At 64.5% G+C, this 19,600-nt stretch carries 21 protein-coding genes; 7 read left to right on the top strand and 14 right to left on the bottom strand.

All coding sequences use genetic code 11. The features are described 5' to 3' along the window. Nucleotides 1-36 precede the first annotated feature (36 nt). From AC07NV_RS04945 to AC07NV_RS04960, 4 genes are all read right to left on the bottom strand, one after another. Nucleotides 37-591, bottom strand: coding sequence for a gamma carbonic anhydrase family protein (locus AC07NV_RS04945; protein WP_495165239.1), 555 nt, complete (start codon nucleotides 589-591; stop codon nucleotides 37-39). Next, a complete protein-coding gene (locus AC07NV_RS04950) occupies nucleotides 588-2,840 on the bottom strand; it encodes a spermidine synthase (RefSeq protein ID WP_495165240.1) in 2,253 nt (750 codons plus the stop codon). The genes AC07NV_RS04945 and AC07NV_RS04950 overlap by 4 nt, the downstream gene beginning before the upstream one ends. A 4-nt stretch (nucleotides 2,841-2,844) precedes the next feature. Continuing rightward, a complete protein-coding gene (gene hemB / locus AC07NV_RS04955; RefSeq protein ID WP_495165241.1) occupies nucleotides 2,845-3,843 on the bottom strand; it encodes a porphobilinogen synthase in 999 nt (332 codons plus the stop codon). A gap of 80 nt (nucleotides 3,844-3,923) precedes the next feature. After that, nucleotides 3,924-5,498 (bottom strand): peptidoglycan DD-metalloendopeptidase family protein, encoded by a 1,575-nt coding sequence (locus AC07NV_RS04960; protein WP_495165242.1) that lies wholly within the window; start codon nucleotides 5,496-5,498, stop codon nucleotides 3,924-3,926. A 246-nt stretch (nucleotides 5,499-5,744) separates the two neighbouring features. On the opposite strand from AC07NV_RS04960, the gene AC07NV_RS04965 reads away from it, so the two are divergent. The 6 genes from AC07NV_RS04965 (at nucleotide 5,745) to AC07NV_RS04990 (ending at nucleotide 14,525) form a co-directional block, all read left to right on the top strand. Continuing rightward, nucleotides 5,745-8,525 carry a helicase-related protein gene (locus AC07NV_RS04965; RefSeq protein WP_495165984.1) on the top strand — a complete coding sequence of 927 codons (2,781 nt, stop codon included), beginning with the start codon at nucleotides 5,745-5,747 and terminating at the stop codon, nucleotides 8,523-8,525. Then, on the top strand, nucleotides 8,525-8,884 hold the full coding sequence (locus AC07NV_RS04970) for an RNA-binding S4 domain-containing protein (protein WP_495165243.1): 360 nt from the start codon (nucleotides 8,525-8,527) through the stop codon (nucleotides 8,882-8,884). Before AC07NV_RS04965 ends, AC07NV_RS04970 begins: the two co-directional genes overlap by 1 nt. 115 nt (nucleotides 8,885-8,999) lie before the next feature. Further along, nucleotides 9,000-9,338: a ferredoxin FdxA gene (gene fdxA / locus AC07NV_RS04975; RefSeq protein ID WP_088474054.1), complete on the top strand. Its 339-nt coding sequence runs from the start codon at nucleotides 9,000-9,002 to the stop codon at nucleotides 9,336-9,338. 168 nt (nucleotides 9,339-9,506) lie between these two features. After that, nucleotides 9,507-10,157, top strand: a complete 651-nt coding sequence (gene clpP / locus AC07NV_RS04980; protein WP_495165244.1) for an ATP-dependent Clp endopeptidase proteolytic subunit ClpP — start codon at nucleotides 9,507-9,509, stop codon at nucleotides 10,155-10,157. Between the two features lie 169 nt (nucleotides 10,158-10,326). Beyond that, nucleotides 10,327-11,595, top strand: a complete 1,269-nt coding sequence (clpX, locus tag AC07NV_RS04985) for an ATP-dependent Clp protease ATP-binding subunit ClpX (RefSeq protein ID WP_495165245.1) — start codon at nucleotides 10,327-10,329, stop codon at nucleotides 11,593-11,595. Nucleotides 11,596-11,864: 269 nt separating this feature from the next. Beyond that, the gene (locus AC07NV_RS04990) at nucleotides 11,865-14,525 is read left to right on the top strand and encodes a TonB-dependent receptor (protein ID WP_495165246.1); all 2,661 of its coding nucleotides are present in this window, start codon (nucleotides 11,865-11,867) and stop codon (nucleotides 14,523-14,525) included. A 100-nt stretch (nucleotides 14,526-14,625) separates the two neighbouring features. Here AC07NV_RS04990 and AC07NV_RS04995 read toward each other — a convergent pair whose 3' ends face one another. The 10 genes from AC07NV_RS04995 to AC07NV_RS05040 form a co-directional block, all read right to left on the bottom strand. Further along, nucleotides 14,626-15,036: a SufE family protein gene (locus tag AC07NV_RS04995; RefSeq protein WP_495165247.1), complete on the bottom strand. Its 411-nt coding sequence runs from the start codon at nucleotides 15,034-15,036 to the stop codon at nucleotides 14,626-14,628. A gap of 133 nt (nucleotides 15,037-15,169) precedes the next feature. Beyond that, the gene (locus AC07NV_RS05000) at nucleotides 15,170-15,424 is read right to left on the bottom strand and encodes a hypothetical protein (RefSeq protein ID WP_495165248.1); all 255 of its coding nucleotides are present in this window, start codon (nucleotides 15,422-15,424) and stop codon (nucleotides 15,170-15,172) included. Between the two features lie 24 nt (nucleotides 15,425-15,448). Further along, on the bottom strand, nucleotides 15,449-15,718 hold the full coding sequence (locus AC07NV_RS05005; RefSeq protein WP_495165249.1) for a hypothetical protein: 270 nt from the start codon (nucleotides 15,716-15,718) through the stop codon (nucleotides 15,449-15,451). Nucleotides 15,719-15,745: 27 nt separating this feature from the next. After that, entirely contained in the window at nucleotides 15,746-16,018 is a 273-nt protein-coding gene (locus AC07NV_RS05010; protein ID WP_495165250.1) for a hypothetical protein, read from the bottom strand. Between the two features lie 13 nt (nucleotides 16,019-16,031). Continuing rightward, complete coding sequence (locus AC07NV_RS05015; RefSeq protein ID WP_495165251.1) at nucleotides 16,032-16,352, bottom strand: hypothetical protein; 321 nt, start codon at nucleotides 16,350-16,352, stop codon at nucleotides 16,032-16,034. A gap of 14 nt (nucleotides 16,353-16,366) precedes the next feature. Continuing rightward, nucleotides 16,367-16,666 carry a hypothetical protein gene (locus AC07NV_RS05020; protein ID WP_495165252.1) on the bottom strand — a complete coding sequence of 100 codons (300 nt, stop codon included), beginning with the start codon at nucleotides 16,664-16,666 and terminating at the stop codon, nucleotides 16,367-16,369. A gap of 54 nt (nucleotides 16,667-16,720) precedes the next feature. Further along, nucleotides 16,721-17,101, bottom strand: a complete 381-nt coding sequence (pspC, locus tag AC07NV_RS05025; RefSeq protein WP_495165253.1) for an envelope stress response membrane protein PspC — start codon at nucleotides 17,099-17,101, stop codon at nucleotides 16,721-16,723. A gap of 1 nt (nucleotide 17,102) precedes the next feature. Then, complete coding sequence (gene pspB, locus AC07NV_RS05030) at nucleotides 17,103-17,378, bottom strand: envelope stress response membrane protein PspB (protein WP_093509607.1); 276 nt, start codon at nucleotides 17,376-17,378, stop codon at nucleotides 17,103-17,105. A 12-nt stretch (nucleotides 17,379-17,390) separates the two neighbouring features. After that, on the bottom strand, nucleotides 17,391-18,056 hold the full coding sequence (gene pspA / locus AC07NV_RS05035) for a phage shock protein PspA (RefSeq protein WP_495165254.1): 666 nt from the start codon (nucleotides 18,054-18,056) through the stop codon (nucleotides 17,391-17,393). Nucleotides 18,057-18,157: 101 nt separating this feature from the next. After that, nucleotides 18,158-18,328: a hypothetical protein gene (locus AC07NV_RS05040; RefSeq protein WP_495165255.1), complete on the bottom strand. Its 171-nt coding sequence runs from the start codon at nucleotides 18,326-18,328 to the stop codon at nucleotides 18,158-18,160. 178 nt (nucleotides 18,329-18,506) lie between these two features. Here AC07NV_RS05040 and pspF point away from each other — a divergent pair, with 178 nt between their 5' ends. Further along, nucleotides 18,507-19,538, top strand: coding sequence for a phage shock protein operon transcriptional activator (gene pspF / locus AC07NV_RS05045; RefSeq protein WP_495165256.1), 1,032 nt, complete (start codon nucleotides 18,507-18,509; stop codon nucleotides 19,536-19,538). Nucleotides 19,539-19,600: the final 62 nt, after the last annotated feature.

The raw sequence follows: 19,600 nt of genomic DNA on the forward strand, positions 1-19,600 counted from the left end.
CTTGTCCCCCTCCCGCAAGCGGGAGGGGATATCAGCTTACCCCTCGATCGCCGCCTTGTGCATCCGGCCGTTCATCACATAATGCGCGACGCCCAATTGCATGCCCGCCGCCTGTGCATCGTCGATGTCGCGCACGCGCCGCGCCGGGGCCCCAGCCCATAGTTCGCGATCGGGAATTTCCTTGTTCTCGGTCAGGAGCGCACCCGCGGCGAGCATCGCATCGCTGCCGATCCGGCACCCGTTCATCACCGTCGCCTTGAGCCCGACGAACGCCCGGTCGGCGAGGACGCAGCCGTGGACCATCGCCATATGGCCGATCAGAACATCTTCGCCGATGATCGTCGGAAAGCCTTCGGGACGATGCGGCATCGGGCCGTCGCAATGGACGACGCTGCCGTCCTGGATGTTCGACCGCGCGCCGATCACGATCCGGCTGACGTCGGCGCGCAACACGCAATTATACCAGATGCTGACATCGGGGCCGATCACGACATCGCCGATGATGCGGCATCCCGGCGCGATGAACGCGCTGGGGTCGATCTGCGGCATCTTGCCGTTCACGCGGATGATGCTGACGTCGGGATAGGTCATTCGATGTTTCCGATCACATGGTTCCAGAGCAGGACCGGCAATGTCGAGGCATAGTCGTCGGTCCAGCGGTCGAAATTCGCGCGCGCCTCGAGCCGCACCCACGCGCCATCCTCATCGGAATCCTTGCGCGGACGGATGCCCCCGGTCAATTGCGCCATCCGTTGCGGCGTTGCGGTCAGCGCGACCCAGTTCGACCCGGTCAGGTCGCCATATTCATCGTCGACCGGCCCCGGGTCCATGCGGATAGCACTCGCCCAGCCGCGCGCCTTCGCTTCCTCCGCCAGCACCGGCTCGAGACCGAAGAAGCGGTTGGAGATATGGATCAGCAAGATCCCGTCGGGTTTCAGCGCGCGCGCATAGATACCGATCGCTTCCTTTGTCAGCAGGTGCAGCGGAATGGCGTCGGACGAAAAGGCATCGATGACGATGATATCGAACCGCGCCGCCGGTTGTTTCGCGATCTGAAGCCGCGCGTCGCCGATGACGATCGGCGTGTCGCCCGCGCAATCCGAGAGGAAGGTGAACTTGGCCGGATTGCGCGCGATCTGGACCATCACCGGATCGATCTCGAAGATCGTCCATCGCTGTCCGGGTTTGCGATAACAGGCAAGCGTCCCCGCCCCCAGCCCGACAATGCCGATCGACGCGTTCGGTCCCGCGAGCGCCTCGGCCTTGTCGAGCGTCAGCCCGACCCCCGACTGGTGGCCATAATAGGTGGTCGGATCGCGCCGGTGTGCAGCGTCGGTACGCTGCAATCCGTGAAGCGTCGTGCCATGCGCGAGACGGCGCTGATGCTCGGCCGGATAGTCGGTGACGGTGTAAACACCGAAATAGCTCCGCACACGCGCGCCGGTAAAACTCTCCTGGATCGTATCCCAGCCGCCGACGCCGATCATCAACAGCGCAAGAACCGATACATATGCCCAACGCCAGCCGATGACGAGCAACCCGAAGACGAAAATCGCAATACCCCAACCCGCGACCGCGCCATCGAGCCGCCCCGTCCAGCCGCCGACCATGCGCCAGCAGGCGAAGGCCGCCAGCGCAACGAACAGCAAAGCGGCGACGCGAGCCGGTCGCGGCCCAAGGCCCAGCCATTTGTCCCACGGGAAGAGCGCCGGCAGCGGCAGCAGCATCGCGGCAGCGAGGATCAGCAACGAATGCTCATACACCCAGTCGAAGATCAACGGAGCAAAGAGCGCCGCAAACAACCCCCCAAGCACACCGCCCGCCGACATGACGAGATAGAAGAGCGTGAGATGCTGCGGCGCGGGGCGAAGGTGATAGAGATAGCCGTGCAGCGCCGTTGCGGCGACGAAGAGCATCGCAAGGCTGGCGAGCGCGACCATCATCGACCCGCCGCCCGAACTCAACAGGCCGAGCCCGCCGACCGCAAGCAGTACGACCGGCGCGATCAGGGTGATGATCTGAATCGGCCGGGCCAGGGTCGAAAAGGCGATGACGAAGCTGAGCAGATAGAGGCCGAGCGGCAGCACCCAGAGCAGGGGCATCGCGACGATATCGGTGGTGAGATGCGTCGTCGTCGACAGCATCAAACCCGATGGCACCGCGGCGATCAGGAGCCAGTGGAGCTGGCGGCGCAGCGTCGGACGCGGTTCAGCGGTGACCGCGTCCCCATGCGCCTCGGCGGCACCGTGCCAGCGCGCCGCCGCCGTTCCTGCGACCAGCAGAACGAGCAGCGCGTAGCCGGCCGTCCAGCCCCAGCTTTGCACGGCGAGCGGCATCGTCGGTTCGACCAGCGCGGGATAGCTGATCAGCCCTGCAAAACTGCCGAGGTTCGACGCGGCATAGAGATAATAGGGGTCGCCGGCGCGCGTGTCCGCGGCGAACCATCGCTGCATCAAGGGCGCCTGCGCCGAGACGACGAAAAAGACAGGGCCAATCGATGCGAGCAGGAGCAACGGAACCCACAGCGCCTCCTGCCCGGGTCCCGGCGGGGATATCTGTGCGATACCGATCGGGAGCCACAACGCAGCGACGAGGAACAGCGCAAGGTGAATGGTCGCCTGGCGCCGCACGGGGAAGCGCCCGAGCCAATGCGCATAGGCATAGCCGCCGAGCAGCAGCGCCTGATAGACGAGCATCGCGCTGTTCCACACCGCGGGGGCGCCGCCCAGCTTGGGCAGCACCATCCGCGCGACCATCGGCTGGACAAGGAACAGAAGAAAGCTGCCGACGAGAATCGTCAGCACGAACAGCCAACGCCGCGGCGAGGTGCCGTCCGTCACGCTGTCACGCACCAAGCAGCCGCGCCGCGTGCAATGCATGATAGCTGAGCACGCCCGACGCGCCCGCGCGGCGGAAGGCGAGCAGCGTTTCGAGAACAAGCGCGTCGCGGTCGCCCGCGCCGGCGGCCGCGGCGGCCTCGATCATCGCATATTCGCCCGACACCTGATACGCATAGACCGGCACCGCGAAATTCGCCTTCACCGCCGCGACGATGTCGAGATAGGGCAGCCCGGGCTTCACCATCACGCTGTCAGCACCCTCGGCAAGGTCCTGTGCGACCTCGCGCAATGCTTCTTCGCTGTTGGCGGGGTCCATCTGATAGGTCTTCTTGTCGCCTTTGAGCAGCCCGCGCGAGCCGACCGCGTCGCGGAACGGGCCGTAAAAGGCCGATGCATATTTCGCGGCGTAGCTCATGATCTGGACATGGCCGAAACCCTCGGCCTCCAGCGCGGCGCGGATCGCGCCGATGCGGCCGTCCATCATGTCGCTGGGCGCGATGATGTCGGCGCCGGCGCGCGCCTGATTGAGCGCCTGCCCGACGAGCACCTCGACCGTCTCGTCGTTGAGAACATAGCCCGCATCGTCGATCAGCCCGTCCTGCCCGTGGCTGGTGTAGGGATCGAGCGCGACGTCGGTGAGCACGCCGATATCGTCGCCGAGCGCATGTTTGATCGCGGCCGTCGCGCGGCACATGAGGTTATCCGGATTGAGCGCCTCGCCGCCATCCGCGCTGCGCCGGTCGGGCTGCGTATAGGGAAAGAGCGCGAGGCACGGGATGCCTGCGGCGACGGCGTCCTTCGCGCGCTCGATCAGCAGGTCGACCGACCAGCGCGACACGCCGGGCAGGCTGGCGATCGGCTCTTCGGTGCCCGATCCGTCGCAGACGAACAACGGCCAGATCAGGTTCGGGGGCGACAGGGTCGTTTCGCGCACCATCGCGCGGCTCCAGCCGGTGCGGCGGGTGCGGCGGAGGCGCAGGTCGGGAAAGGCAGCTTGGGTCATGCGGGGTGCATAGCGGGGTGCGGGCGCGGGGCAAATGGTTCTTCTAAAGCCCCTCCTCTAAAGAGGAGAGGATGAAATCATCAGATCCCGTCGCCCGCCCGCTTCGACGCCACCTCGGCGAGGCTGCCCAGCTTCGGCCCGGCCGCCTGTTTGGCTGCGATCGGGGTCAGCGCGGCGCCTGGTGCAATCGACGTCAGCGCGCGGATGCGGGCGCGGAAATCGGCGAGCGCCTTGCCCTCGAGCAACGCACGCGTGACGAAGGTCACCGACGACGGATTGACCGCGTGCCCGTTGCGATACAGCTCGTAATGCAGATGCGGCCCCGTCGAGAGGCCGGTCGAACCGATATAGCCGATCACTTGCCCGCGATTGACGCGCTGGCCCGGCCGCACCGCGATGCGGCTCATATGGCCATAGCCGGTGCCGAGGCCGTTGCCGTGATTGAGCTTTACATAATTGCCGAAACCGCCGGTGCGTCCGGCGATCGTCACGATGCCATCGGTCACCGCATAGATAGGCGCGCCATAGCCGCCGCCGAAGTCCATGCCGCTGTGCATGCGCTTGTATCCGAGGATCGGGTGACGCCGCATCCCGAAGGTCGAGGTGACCCGGCCGTTCGTCGGCCGTGCCATGCCGCCGCGTTGTTCGCCGACACCCGACGCCTCGAACCATTGCGTGCGGCCGTCGACATTCCATTCGAGCATCGACAGTTTCGATTTGCCGCCACGGATCAGGCCCGCATAGAGCAGCTTGCCCGTCTCGCTCTCGCCCGTTTCGGCGCGGCGGTAATCGACGATGATGTCGAATTCGTCGCCCGCGCGAATGTCGCTGCCGACCGAAATCTGTTTGCCGACGACGCGCAGATAGGACTGGATCGCCGCGGGCGGCGCTCCGGCAGCGCGCGCCGAGCGATACAGGCTGTCGCCAACCCGGCCGCGAATGCGCAGCGGAGTCGTGTCGACCACGATCGGGATGCGCCGCATCACCAGCCGGTCGCCCGCGCGCTCCATCTCGATGCGCAGGTCGAACCGCGCGCGCATCGCCAGCGCCTCGACCGGACGCGGCATCGTCCGCGCGGCGCGGCGCCCGAGAATCAGGTCGATGCGTGTGCCGGGCGCGATATCGGCGAGCGGAACCGCGCCCGAAACCTGATTCGCCAGCGCTTGTGCCTCACTGCCGCCGACGCCCGAGCGTTCGAGCAGGCGGGCAAAGCTGTCGCCGCTGCCCAATGTCGCGGTCAGTTCGATCTGCGGCCGTTCAGGGGTTTGCGTCAGCGGACGGACCGCATCGGTTGCCGCCATATGCCGCCCGGTGTCACCGCCGAACGCCAGCGGCACGATCATCTGCGCGCGCGCCTCGTTGAAGTCGGCAGCGTCGAGTGCGGGCGTCCCGCCGATCTCGAGCGGCTGGATACCCGGGAAGGTTGCGATCGCCGTTCCGCAGAGCAGGGTTAATGTCGCGAGGCCGCGCCACCATATCGCCGAACCGATATTGTCGCCGAGGTCGGGAACAAGGTCGAGCTGCGCCAGCCGGTCGCGCCAGCCCAGATGCGGTTCGGTAACCGAATCGGCGCGCCGCAGCGGGATCGCTTGCGACATCGTGAGCGCGGCCGCATTGCCGGACATGCCCGCGATGGGTTCGTGACGCTGGAACAAATTTCGGGCCCCCGCTCGGCCAGCCTCCCGTAATCCCGGCTGCCGAATGATGTTTTCGAGGCCATTGTCTGTAAAGAAAGGTCGTTAAAGTCAATTTAATGGCCGGCCGGCCGTTGTGCGTTGCGGCAAGCCGTGGCGGGGTCGGGATATTATGCAAGGCGCAAGGAAAAATCGGCCTCTCTCCTGCTGTTCGACGATCGCCTGTTGCGCGGCGACCGCACCCATGCCAGCTTGGAGGCCAAGAAAATGACCTCATCCTCTTCCCAGCCGGTCAAGGCTGTCCTTGGCCCCACCAACACCGGCAAAACCCATTTGGCGGTCGAGCGCCTGACCGCCCATAGCAGCGGCATGATCGGCTTTCCGCTGCGCTTGCTCGCGCGCGAAGTTTACGACCGCGTCGTCGCGATCAAGGGCCCTGCGCAGGTCGGGCTGATCACCGGCGAGGAGCGGATCCTGCCGCCCGATGCACGCTACCTGCTTGGCACGATGGAAGCATTGCCCGTCGAGCGCGACGTCGCGTTCGTCGGAATCGACGAAGCCCAGCTCGGCGCCGATCCCGAGCGCGGCCATGTCTTTACCGACCGGATGCTGCGCGCGCGTGGACGCGAAGAAACGATGATCCTGGGGTCGGCGAGCATCCGCGGACTCGTCAAAACCCTCGTGCCCGAGGCCGAGATCATCACCCGCCCGCGCTTTTCGACGCTGAGCTATGCCGGATCGTCGAAGCTTTCGCGTCTGCCCAAACGCTCGGCGATCGTCGCCTTCTCGGCCGAGGAAGTCTATGCGATCGCCGAAATGCTGCGCCGCTTTTCGGGCGGCGCCGCGGTGGTGATGGGCGCGCTCAGCCCGAAGACGCGCAATGCACAGGTGGCGATGTTCGAGGCGGGCGAGGTCGACTATCTCGTCGCCACCGATGCCATTGGCATGGGGCTCAACCTCGACGTCCAGCATGTCGCCTTCGCTTCCTTGCAGAAATTCGACGGCCGGCGCCTCCGCCGCCTGACGGTTTCGGAGATGGCGCAGATCGCGGGCCGCGCCGGGCGCCACCAGCAAGACGGCGGCTTCGGCACCGTCGGCCTGCCGCAAGGCGGCTTTACGCCCGAGGAAATCCACGCGATCGAGGGGCATCATTTCCCGCCGCTCGCCAGCCTGTTCTGGCGCAATCCGACCCCCGGCTTCGGCTCGCTCGATCAGCTCTTGTCCGACCTCGCCCAGCCGCCGAACCAGCCGATGCTGCGCGCGGCGCCCGAGGCGGTGGATATCGCGGTGCTCAAGCATCTGGCGGGCGATATGGAAGTGCGCGCGCGCGGCGGCGATTTCGATGCGGTCCAGCGCCTGTGGGACGTCTGCGGGCTTCCCGATTTCGAGCAACTCGGCGCCGAACATCACAGCCGTACCATATTCAAGCTGTGGCAATGGCGCACCAGCGGCGACGGGATGATCGATCCCGACTGGTTCGCGCGCCGCCTTGCCCGGCTGAACGACGTCGAGGGCGATATCGACCAGCTCGCAAGCCGCATAGCCGCGGTGCGCACGCTCTGCTTCATCGCGCAGCGCGGCGACTGGATCGCGGGCGCGGCAGGGTGGACCGAACAGACACAGGTGCTCGAATCGCGCCTGTCGGACGCGCTGCACGCGGCGCTGGCGCAGCGTTTCGTTGATCGGCGGCTCGCGCTGTTGCTGCGCGACGCGGGACAGCGCAATACCGCGTTGCCCGTCGCGGTTGGTCCCGACGGAACCGTTGCGGTCGACGGCGAGGCGATCGGGACGCTCAAGGGCTTCCAGTTCAAGGTCGATCCGGTCGCAAAAGCGAGCGATCACCGCATGCTGCTCGCGGCCGCCGAAAAACATCTGCGCGCCGAACTCGCGCGTCGCGCGACCGCGCTCGCCGAAGGCGACGACGGCGCATTGTCGCTCGTCGCAGAGGCCGGGACCTCGCCGCGCCTTGCCTGGCATGGCCATGTCGTCGCGACGCTCGCGCGGGGACCGACGCTTGTCCAGCCGGCGATCCAGATCGACCCGTCGCTGCGGCGACTCGAACCGAGCCAGGTGCAGGCGATTTCCGAGCGGCTCCAGCGCTTCGTCGCACAGCAACTCGCTCGCCATGCGGGACCGCTTGCCGCGATGGGTGAGGCGGCGGGCGACCTCTTCACTCCACCACGCGTCCGCGCGCTGCTCGCCGCGCTCACCGACAATAGCGGAACGATCGGTCGTGCCGCAGTCGAGGACCAGCTCAACGCCCTGACGCAGGAAGAGCGGCCGCAGCTCCGCAAGCTTGGCTTCACCATCGGCTCGCTCGATCTCTTTCACCCGCTCTTGCTCAAACCCGAAGCGGTGCGCTGGCGTGCGGCGCTGACGGCAGCGCAGCAGGGCGCCCCGATCCCGGCGTTACCGCCCCACGGCGCCGTGCTGCAAAAGGCAGGCAGCCATGCCGGACTGGTGATCGCGGGCTTTCGCCGCTGCGCTTCGGGATGGTTGCGGGTCGATATGGCCGAAAAGCTCGCGCGGCAGGCCCACGCCGCGCGGATGCAGGCGTCGGCGCCGCCGACCGCGCCGATTGCAGGCGGCAACGACCATCTCGACGATCACGCCGGTGCGAACGACGATGCAGAGGATATCGGCGCGCCGCCGCCGCCCGGCTTTGTGATCGACCCGGCGCTCGCGACCTCGCTCGGTCTCGACGAGGAAACGCGGCGCGCGCTGCTACAGAGCTTCGGCTTCCGCAGCATAGGCGAACCCGCGCTGCAGCGCTGGCGCTGGTCCGGGCTGCGCAAGCCCGAGAAGCGGCCGCGCCGAAAGCCGCATCCGCATCGCAAGCACGCCGACGCGCAGACGCGTCCCGCAGCGAATGACAAGACAAGCCGCCCGCCTGCCCATCGTGCAAAGGGCAAGCGCGGCAAGCCGGAAGCCCCCCGTGTCGACGCGCCGCAGCCGCCGCGTCCCGACCGGCCGCCACGGCGCAGCCCTTCGCCCAACAGCCCCTTTGCAGGGCTCGCCGCGCTCCTCGCGGACGCGCGCAAAGACTGATGGCAAGCCCGGGCGCCGCGGGAAGCATCCGGCTGGACAAGCTGCTCTGGTTCCTGCGTTTTGCGCGGTCGCGCAGCATCGCCCAAGCCATGGTCGCGGCGGGCCATATCCGGCTCGATGGACGGCGGATCACGCGCTCGTCCTGCGCGGTGCATGTGGGACAGACGCTCGTCCTCCCCGTCGGCGAGCGGATCGAGGTGCTGCGCCTGCTTTCCCTGCCGGTCCGCCGCGGTCCGGCGACCGAGGCGCAGGCCTGTTACCTGCGGCTTGATCCCGCCCCTTCAATCCCTCCGCCCCCGGCTATCGACGCCGATGGAAATGCTTTGCACCCCCGCCGCGCCGAACATCCTAATCAATGAGAGTGATTCGCAACTGTCGCTTAGCGTTGACGCGCCGCCGTTACGCGGCATAGAGGCGAGCCAATATTGAGAGCCTGACGGCCCGATTGCCGTCATCTGAGGGAGCCGAGAACCCATGACCTATGTCGTCACCGATGCCTGCGTCCGGTGCAAATATATGGACTGTGTCGAGGTCTGCCCCGTCGACTGTTTCTACGAGGGCGAGAATATGCTCGTCATCAATCCGAACGAATGCATCGACTGCGGCGTGTGCGAACCCGAATGCCCCGCCGAGGCGATTCTGCCCGACACCGAAAGCGGGCTCGAGAAATGGCTGGAAGTGAACACCAAGTTCAGCGCCGAATGGCCGAACATCACGGTCAAGAAGGACAGCCCCGCCGACGCCGACGAGTTCAAGGGCGTCGAGAACAAGTTCGAGACGCTCTTTTCGCCGGAACCCGGTGAGGGCGACTGATACAAAAGGGGCGGGACTTTCCCGCCCCTTCTTTTTTGCCCCCCTAAAAACCCACCTCCTGAAACCCCCCTCTTGAATCGGGCGCGATTGGCGACGATGTAGGATGGCGGAGGGGCCAGCCAGCCGGTTCTCGGCGCGGGGCTCCAGAAACATAAGGACGAATTCCCAATGATCGACCCGCTCGCCGCTCTTGTTCCCATGGTCGTCGAACAGACGAGCCGCGGCGAACGCAGCTTTGATATTTTCTCGCGCCTGCTGCGCGAACGGATCGTCTTCGTCACCGGCGAGGTCGAAGACCAGATGGCGTCGCTGATCGTCGCCCAGCTCCTGTTCCTCGAGTCGGAAAATCCGAAGAAGGACATTTATATGTACATCAACTCGCCGGGCGGAGTCGTCACGGCGGGCATGGCGATCCACGACACGATGCAATATATCCGTCCGCGCGTCGGCACGGTGTGCGTCGGTCAGGCGGCGTCGATGGGCAGCTTCCTGCTTGCCGCGGGCGAGCCCGGCATGCGCGTCGCGCTGTCGAACGCGCGCGTCATGATCCACCAGCCGTCGGGCGGCGCGCGCGGCATGGCATCGGACATCGAAATCCAGGCGCGCGAGATCCTGCGCATCCGCAAGCGGATGAACGACCTGTACGTGAAATATACGGGCAAGTCGTTGAAGGACATCGAAAAGGCGATGGATCGCGACACGTTCCTCGAAGCCGACGAAGCCAAGGCCTTCGGGCTGGTCGACCAGGTGTTCGATCGCCGCCCGGGCACCGCTGAAAGCGACGCGCCGAAGGATCTGAGCGAAGGCCATACGCCCTGATCGAACCGTCCCGAAACGGACCAGTAACCGCGTTTATTGACGCCCGCTTCGCCCTCTGGCGCTACGCGGGACATTGTACCCGTGTCACCCAATTGCCATATTGTAATTGGGTGACCGCGGGCTAGGATAAAGACGGCGGCGCCCTTTTGGCGCTGCCAGAGGAAGATTTATGACGAAATTGAGCGGCTCGGACAGCAAGAGCACCCTCTACTGCTCCTTCTGCGGCAAGTCGCAGCACGAAGTCCGCAAGCTGATTGCCGGGCCGACCGTGTTCATTTGCGACGAATGCGTTGAACTGTGCAACGACATCATCCGCGAGGAGATCAAGGGCGGCGTCGCCGCACGCAAGGACGGCGCGGTACCGACCCCGCTGGAAATCTGCCAGCATCTCGACGCTTATGTGATTGGCCAGAACAAGGCCAAGCGCGTGCTGTCGGTTGCCGTGCACAACCATTACAAGCGCCTCGCGAACAGCGGCCGCGGCGAAGAGGTCGAACTGGCCAAGTCGAACATCCTGCTCGTCGGCCCGACCGGCAGCGGCAAGACCTTGCTCGCGCAGACGCTCGCACGCTTCCTCGACGTGCCCTTCACCATGGCCGACGCGACGACGCTGACCGAGGCCGGCTATGTCGGCGAGGACGTCGAAAACATCATTCTCAAGCTGCTGCAGGCCAGCGACTATAATGTCGAAAAGGCGCAGCGCGGGATCGTCTATATCGACGAAATCGACAAGATCAGCCGCAAGGCCGAAAATCCCTCGATCACTCGCGACGTGTCGGGCGAAGGCGTCCAGCAGGCTTTGCTCAAGCTGATGGAAGGCACGACCGCGAGCGTTCCGCCGCAGGGCGGCCGCAAGCATCCGCAGCAGGAGTTCCTGCAGGTCGACACGACGAATATATTGTTCATCGCCGGCGGCGCGTTCAGCGGCCTCGAAAAGATCATCGGCGACCGCCTGCAGGGCAAGTCGATCGGTTTCGGCGCGCATGTCGCCGGCCCCGACGAACGCCGCCAGGGCGAAGTGCTGAAAAGCATCGAACCCGAGGATTTGCTCAAATTCGGCCTGATCCCCGAATTCGTCGGCCGCCTGCCCGTCATCGCGACGCTCGAGGATCTCGACATCGACGCGCTGGTCAAGATTTTGGGCGAACCCAAGAACGCGCTGGTCAAACAATATAAGAAGCTGTTCGACCTCGAAGAGGTCGCGCTGACCTTTACCGACGATGCGCTGATCGCGGTCGCCAAGAAAGCGATCGAACGCAAGACCGGGGCGCGCGGGCTGCGCTCGATCGTCGAGGCGATCCTCCTCGACACCATGTTCGACCTGCCCGACCTCACCGATGTGGTCGAGATCGTCGTCGACAAGGATGTCGTCGAGGGCCGCAAGGACCCCGTGCGCGTATACGCCGACAAGGCGAAAGAGGCGGGCGACGCCGCCTGATCCGAGTCGCCCGCCAAGTGCGGGCGACCCTTCATGTTGCATTGCAGCAACAGTTGCGAAAAAAAACGCGGGGCGGACTGTGGATAACTCCCGCCCCCGGACGCAAATTCGCGATTTTTTGACCTTTTGCTGATCGAGCGGCGGCGCGCGGCTTGCACTGTCACATTTGCTGTCACAATCGTGCCACATGCGGGCTTCAGGGGCGCTCGCAGGTCAAGCGCGCCCCGTCGCGCGCCCGCCAAATACACCACCAAAGGGGACATCCTGTAATGAAATTCCGTCACACGCTTGCCGCCAGCGTTGCGCTGATTCCGGTCGCGCTGCTTTCCACGCCCGCCTTCGCCCAGTCGACCGGCTCGCAGGATTTCGACAATGAAATCATTGTTACCGGTTCGACCGCGCGCGATGTCGCGGGCATCTCGTCGCCGGACACGCCCAAAGCCAAGGCAGCCCTGGGGCAGGAAATCATCTCGCGCCAGAATCCGGGCCAGACCATTCTCGATACCCTCAATCTCGTTCCCGGCGTCAACTTCACCAACAATGACGCCTATGGCTCATCGGGCGGCCAGCTGACCATTCGCGGCTTTTCGGAAGATCGCATCAGCCTGACCTTCGACGGTATTCCGCAGAATGATTCGGGCAATTATGCCATTTATTCGAACCAGCAGCTCGACCCCGAACTGATCGATCAGGTGGTCGTGAGCCTCGGCTCGACCGATATCGACAGCCCGACCGCCGCGGCTTCGGGTTCGACCGTCAACTACCGCACCATCCTGCCGACCGAAGACTTCGGCGTGCGGCTGTCGGGTTCGGCCGGCGAGTTCAAATTCTTCCGCATCTTCGGCTTGGTAAACACCGGAACGTTCACCCCGTTCGGCACACGTGCCTTCTTGTCGGCTTCGTCGAACTCGAACGACAACCCGTTCAACAACTATGGCCGCGTCCGCAAGAAGCAGTTCAACGCGCGCATCTATCAGCCGATCGGCGACAGCGGCGACTTCGTGTCGCTCGCGGCGCATTATAACCAGAACCGCACCAACTTCTTCGGCTCGGTGCCGCTGCGTCTCGATACCGGCCGCGTGGTCGGCTCGGGTTCGGGCAATCGTTTCCCGCTCAACAATGACGAGCGCGAATATGACATCAACTATCCCTGTCAGACCGACGCGCCGAGCGCCGGCGTCCAGGATGTAACCAACACCTGCGGTACCGAATTCGATCGCCGCTACAATCCGTCGGACACGGGCAACGTGCGCGGCCAGTCGAAATTCACGCTGGCCGAAGGTCTCGTCCTGACCGTCGACGGCGCCTATCAGTCGACGAAGGCCAATGGCGGCGGTACGATTACCGGTCGTGAAGGTTTCCGTACCATCGGCGGCGTGAACTATACCGGCTTCATCGGTGGCCACTATTATTTCGGCCGCGACCTGAATGGCGACGGTGACGTGCTCGACACCTGCCGCACCGTCGGCACAGCGGGTCAGGCTTGCAGCTCGACCGCTTCGGCGACCAACGTTCCGTTCGCCGGCGTCACGCTGCTGGCACCGAGCCAGACGCGCACGCATCGTTATGTCGGCGTTGCCAACCTGCGCTGGGACATCGCCGACGGTCATGCCGTCCGCGTTGGCTTCACCTATGACCGCGCCCGCCACCGCCAGACCGGCGAAGTCATGCCGGTCCAGCTCAACGGCGAACCCTTCGACGTGTTCCCGGTCAACGACCCGATGGTCGATGCCAACGGTGTCGTCATGCAGAAGCGTAACCGCCTGTCCTACGCCACCCTGGCGCAGGTTTCGGGCGAATATCGCGGCGAATTCCTCGACGGCAATCTCGTTACGACGGTCGGCGTTCGCGCACCTTGGTTCAAGCGCGACCTGAACAACTATTGCTTCACGACCAGCGAAACAGGCAATCTCGATTGCCTGAGCGACGCCCTGACCCCGGGCTATGCCGCGGCGAACCCGACGATTCAGGGTCCGCAGCAGCGCGTGTTCAAATATGACGATATCTTGCCTGCTGCCGGCCTGGTGTACAAGTTCGGCCCCAGCATGTCGGTGTTCGCCAACTATTCGAAGGGCCTGCAGGTTCCGGGCACCGACTCGCTGTACAACGCCTTCTTCTTTGCAGCGAATACCCCGTCGGCCCGTCCGACCCCGGAAACTTCGGACAATTTCGACCTTGGCGTTCGTTACCGGTCGAGCAAGATCCAGGCACAGTTTTCGGGCTGGTTCACCAAGTATAACGATCGCCTGGCCTCGGCCTTCGATCCCGAAACCGACCGCAACGTCTATCGCAACCTTGGCCGCGTCGACAAATATGGCGTCGACGGCAGCATCTCGTACCAGCCGATTCCCGAACTGGCGCTCTATGCTTTCGGTTCGTGGATGAAGTCGAAGATCAAGGACGATGTTCAGGCGGGTGAATGCACCTCGGCACAGGTCGCCGCCGTCCCGCGGATCGCCAATTGCACCGTGGTCGGCCAGCCGATTTTCGTTGCGACTGCGGGCAACCGCGAATCGGGCGCTCCGACCTATTCGTTCGGCGGCTCGGCCCGCGGCAATCTTGGCCCGGTCGAACTCGGCATCACGGCCAAGCGGTCGGGCGGACGGTTCATCTATGACACGAACCTGCCGGTTTATGGCGGCACTGCCGCCGCACCGACGGTCCTGTACCCGGCCAAGACCAACGCTTATTGGCTGGTCAACCTCGATGCGCGCTTGAGCCTGGAATGGGCCGGTCTTGGCGAAAAGACCTTCTTCCAGCTCAACGTCTACAACCTGTTCGACACCCTCTATGTCGGCAAGTACACGTCGGGCCTGAATCAGGGTAGCGTGCTCGGTAACGGCAGCTTCCTCGGTGCGCCGGGCTCGGTTCCGAACGTCCAGATCGGCGCCCCGCGCACGATCAGCGGCACGATCACCGTCGGCTTCTAAGCTGCACGGCCAGACACGAAATCAGGGCGCGGGAGGCAACTCCCGCGCCCTTTTTCGTTGGGCGAATTGCAAAGAGAGCGACAGATATGCCGCCGACGGGTCAGCCCGCGGCGAGGCGGCGCGCGGTGTCCTGCACCAGCGCGATCATGTTCGGGACGCCCTGCGTCCGGTTCGACGACAGCTGGCGCGTGAGATCGAAGGGCGCAAGCGCCGCTGCGACATCCATCGCCGCGACCTCGCCGGCGGGCTTGTCCTGCACCGCGGCAAGGACGAGCGCGACGATACCCTTGGTGATCGCGGCGTTGCTGTCGGCGAGGAAATGGAGCCGGCCATCGGCCTGCGGCACCGGATAGACCCAGACGCTCGCACTGCAACCGCGGACGAGCGTCGCATCGGTCTTGAGTGCATCGGGCATCGGCTCGAGCGCGCGGCCAAGCTCGATCAGCAGGCGATAGCGATCGTCGCCATCGAGAAAGTCATATTCGTCGAAGATGTCGGTCAGGCTGCGCATGGCCGCGCCCCTCGCATAGATGGGCCCAAGTTGAAAGAGCCCGAAACGACACCGGCCCGCTCCCCTGTCGGCCGCCGGACGGATGGCGACTGACAGGGGAGCGGGCCGGTACCGGGCTTCGCGAGGGGGTGGATTACAGATCGACCCCCGCCGCGATCGCTTCGAGTTTGCGCAGCCGTTCCTTGAGGTCGGCGATCTCGATCCGCGACCCGGCGTGCGGCAGGGCGGCGTCCTGACCGATGCCGTGACCGGCGGTCAGTTCCTCACGCTTCAGCTGGATCCAGTCGCGCCAGCCGCGCAGTGCCACCAGGCTCATGATCGTCAGCGCCGTCAGAGCGACCGAAGCCATAATCAGGTTGGTGGCAAGATCGGAAGTGATGGTGGCCATGATTCGGCTCCTTCTTCGTCCCGTTCAGGGGATGGACCGGTCGCGCAACTTCTCGATTTCCTCGTCGAGGCTGGCGGCCCGGTTGTGGTCGGTGGCGATGCGTTCGAGCACCTGGATGCGGTCTTTCAGCGCCCGGATCTCGGTCTGCAGCGCTTTCGTCTCGGCATTGTCGGCTGCGTTGCCGACGAAAAACTCATTGCCGTTGCGGTCGCGGCGGGCGCCATATTTGGCGCGGACGACGCTGCCGATCGTCACGATGAGAACGATGCCGATGACCATTTCAAAGGGGTTCATGGGGAAGAATCCTTTCGTTTATTCTTGTCAGTTGAGCGGCGCGTCGCGCAGCCTTTCGATCTCGTCGGACACTTCGATGCCGCGGTCGGTCACGATGCGTTCGAGAACACGGACCCGGGCCTCCAGCCGCTCGGTGTGCGCCGCATATTGGGCGGCCTTTTCGGCGGTTTCGTTCGACAGCAACGTCATCTGCTTTTCCTTGAACTTCAGATGGCGCTTGTACATGTCGCCACCGATGCCGAGGATCACGGGAATGCCCACGACGATGAAGAAGAAACCCAGGACGAAATAACCGTTCATCGTTTCGCTCCGTTCAATTCGAGGGGCGCCGCAGCGCTTCGATCTCGTGGCTCAGCCGGTGGCCTTCGTCGGTGACGATGCGTTCGATCACCGCGAGGCGATCCTTCACCGAACCGAGTTCGGCACGCAGCTGGGCATTTTCCTGACTGATCAGCTTGACGCGCTCCATCGCCTCGTCGCTGGTCTTGGGATAGACCGCCTTGCCCCAGCTGTTTTCGAGCGGGTAGCCGTTCTTGACGCGCAGCCAGGTCGTGAAGATCCAGCCGCCGATCGCAAGGATGCCGAGGATGGCAACGACCGGGGAGATGGTGCTGAGTATTTCGTTGGCGTTCATTGTCTTAAATCCTCTCAGCGCAGGCGGTCGATCTGGTCGGCGAGCTGCGCCGCCTGACCGTTGGTCTCGGTCGCGATGCGTTCGAGCACCGAAATCCGGTCTTCCAGCCGGCTGACCTGCCCCGCCAGCTTGGCGTTGTCGTCGGTCAGCAGGGCGATTTTTCGATCAGCGTCGGGGTCGGTTCGATGAACCGTGCCGCCCCATTCATTCTCGACCGGATAGCCATGCTTGGCGCGGATCCAGGTGGTGAACATCCAGCCGCCGATCGACAAGGCGATGATGGCGAGGACAAAAGTGGTGCCACCGAAGTTCATGCAATTTCTCCCTGTTGCCTGATCCCTGCCCGGGACGCCCGCTCGGCGCTTTGGTTAGCGGAGAGCGTCGATCTCGTCGGCAAGGCGGCGATTGTGGCTCGTGTAATATTGTTCGATGTCGGCAAGCCGGCGGTCGATGTCGCGGAAGCGCGACTTGATGTCGCGGGTCGACGCGGTCGGGTTGCTGCGCACCCCCTGCCAGAACTTCGCCTCCTCGTTCGATCCGTAAAGCGCGAACGGCTTGGGCGTGCCCATCCAGGCGACCATCCAATAGGCGATCAGCGTCCAGGGGAAGCCGCCCATCAGCGTGAGCAGCACCGCACCGACGCGGACCCAAAGGACGTCGACACCACTATAGTCCGCGATCCCGGAGCATACACCGCTCCATTTGGCGTTCTGCTTGTCGAGGTAGAATTTTGTGCGGCTGGCAGACATCTCAGTTCCTCCGGCTATTGTTTTCAAGTTGCGCCAGGTCTTCATCGCTACGCACCGCGGGGCGGAAGTCGGGATGGTCGGCGCTGATGATGCGTTCGACGGTGTGCAGGCGGTTTTCGAGCCGCCGTGCGGTATCGTAAAGCTCGTCGAGCAGCTGTTCATCTTCTCCGGTCAGCGTCTTGGCCTGCTTCCACTTGGTGATGTAGTGGAGGATCAGCCAGGGCAGACCGAGGAAGAGCGTTCCGATAACGATCGGGACGATGATGATTTCTTCCATCGGTCCGGCTCCTTATTGCTTGCTGGCTTGGGCAGCTTTGAGCGCAGCGAGCTCGTCGGCGACCTTGTCGGCGGCCTGCAGTTCGGCGATCTCTTCGTCGAGCGACTTTTTATAGCCGAGGTTCAGCGCATCGGCGCGGCCTTCGGCGTCGTCGACGCGGCGTTCGAGGATCTCGAAGCGCGAGAAAGCATCTTCGACGCGGTCGCCGTTGGTCATTTCGCGCAGCTTGTAGCGGTTCTCGGCACTTTCGAGGCGGGTCGAAACATTCGACTGGCGCGCCCGGGCTTCGCTGAGCTTTTTTTGCAGCTTGGCGATGTCATTCTCATAACCCTTGAGCGCGTCGTCGAGGACGGCGATCTCGGCTTTCAGACGCTCGGCCATGTCGCCGGCCTTCTGCTTTTCGACCAGCGCGGCGGTGGCAAGGTCTTCGCGGTCCTTCGACAGCGCGAGTTCGGCCTTTTCCTTCCAGCTGTCCTGCAGGCTTTCGAGCTTGGCGATGTGGCGGCGCATTTCCTTCTGGTCCGCGATCGTGCGGGCGGCGGAGGCGCGAACTTCGACGAGCGTTTCGTTCATCTCGAAGATGATCTGGCGGATCATCTTTTCGGGGTCTTCGGCCCGATCGAGCAGGTCGGTGACATTGGCGGCGATGATGTCGCGGGTTCGTGAAAAAATACCCATTTTGAAACTCCTGTCGAAAATCTTGAGACCATTGTCTTTTATGAAGAAAAGCTGGTGCCGGGGCGGGGCAAGGGGGGAGAGTGCCCCGGCACCAGTGCCGGTCAGGCCAAAGCGCTGACCGCCGGGGACATGACAGCGGCGACCAGCGGGCCGGCGGGGGTGCCGGTAATGCTGGCGGCGGCCTGCGGCTGGTCGATCACGCCAACGAGAATGGCCAGCGCTCCGGCCGCGCTGAGCGCGAAAGTGGCGGCTTGGGCAAACATCGTTTTCATGGATCAACCTTCCTGTGGTTCTCGCTGCACCGGTGCGATGTGCGCCGGTTCGTCTGAAACAATGCATGGGGCGTGCCAATTGCCCAAAGACGCAGAAAACCGCCTAACTTCACACTGAAACGGCCGTACCGACCGATTACACTTGCCAATCAGCGGGAAAATTTGCCAATGATTGGGAATGGAGCGCGAGACACAATTTATCGGCCAATCGGCGGCCTTTCAGGACGCGGTCGAACGCGCGAGCCTCGCCGCATCGCTCGACCGTCCGGTGCTGGTGATCGGCGAACGCGGCACCGGCAAGGAACTGATCGCCGAGCGCCTCCACCGGCTGTCGACGCGCTGGGACCGGCCCTATGTGATCCTGAACTGCGCGGCGATGCCCGAGACGCTGATCGAATCGGAGCTGTTCGGGCATGAGGCCGGCGCCTTCACCGGCGCGACGCGCACGCGCGCAGGCCGCTTCGAAGAAGCCGATGGCGGCACACTTTTCCTCGACGAACTCGCGACGATGTCGATGGGCGCGCAGGAACGCCTGCTGCGCGCGGTCGAATATGGCGAGGTCACGCGCGTCGGCTCGTCGCGCCCGATTCGCGTCGATGTCCGTATCGTCGCCGCGACCAACGAACATCTGCCCGCACTGGTCGAGGACAACCGATTCCGCGCCGACCTGCTCGACCGGCTGTCGTTCGAGGTCATCACCCTGCCGCCGCTCCGCGCGCGCGAAGGCGATATCGAAGTGCTCGCCACCTATTTCGGACAGCGCATGGCTACGGTGCTGGGCTGGGAAGAATGGCCCGGCTTCGGCCCGCGCGCGCTCGCCGCGATGGAAGGGCATGACTGGCCCGGCAATGTCCGCGAGCTCCGCAACGTGATCGAACGCGCCATCTATCGCTGGGCCGATCCCGAAAAGCCGGTCGACGCGCTCAGCTTCGATCCCTTTGCAAGCCCCTGGCAGCCGGTGTCGCGCAAGGCGCCCGCAAGGCCTGAAGCCTCCGCGACTGCACCGGCGAACGATGCAGCGCCCGCCGCGTCCACGGCGCCATCCGGCGCGGTCAGCGACCTACGCGCGGCGGTCGACGCCTATGAACGGCAGATCCTGTCCGACACGATGGCGCGCTGCCGCTTCAACCAGAAGGTCGCGGCCGAAGCCTTGGGCCTGAGCTATGACCAGATCCGCCATGCGTTGAAGAAGCATGGGCTGAATCAGTAACCGTCGCCCCCGCGAAGGCGGGGGCCGCCAGAAACATTGCGCGATGCCGACAGCGGCCCCCG

The organism is Sphingopyxis sp. GW821-FHT10B01 (assembly GCF_059415685.1).